Consider the following 541-nt stretch of genomic DNA (forward strand, 5'->3'; position numbering starts at 1 on the left):
GGTGATGTAACCCTGCTCATCGATGGCGATCAGATCGCCCGAGCAGTAGAAACCGTTGGCATCAAAGGCGCTGGCGTTGTGTTCCGGGCTATTGAAATAGCCGCGGAAGGTGTAAGGGCCGCGCGTCATCAGACGCCCGACTTCCCCGCGCGGCAGCGGGTTGCCGTCCTCGTCCGCCACCCACACTTCATCGTCCGGGCACATCGGGCGGCCCTGGGTATTGATGATGCGCTCCGGCGCATCGTCGAGGGCGGTGTAGTTCACCAGCCCTTCCGCCATGCCAAACACCTGCTGAAGCTGGCAGCCAATTTCCGCCGGAATACGTGCCGCAAGCGTGGCGGAGAGACGTGCGCCGCCTACCTGGAGCAGTTCAAGGGATTTCAGCTGGGCGTTCCCCGCGCCGTCGGCAATCGCCTGCAACCACAGGCTGACCGCGGGCGGCACCAGTGAGGTGACGTTTATCTGATGCTGCTCAATCAGCGGGAAGCAGAGCGTGGCGCTCGGATCGTTCGCCAGCACCACGCAGCCGCCCGCGGTGAAG

General features: G+C 64.1%; 1 pseudogene. It reads right to left on the bottom strand.

Going from position 1 to position 541, the window contains the following annotated elements:
* A pseudogene (gene entE, locus RE027_RS18130) lies at window positions 1-541 on the bottom strand ((2,3-dihydroxybenzoyl)adenylate synthase EntE); the annotation flags it as partial.

Source organism: Kocuria sabuli (assembly GCF_040981185.1).
In the GTDB taxonomy this organism is placed as follows: Bacteria; Actinomycetota; Actinomycetes; order Actinomycetales; family Micrococcaceae; genus Kocuria; species Kocuria sabuli.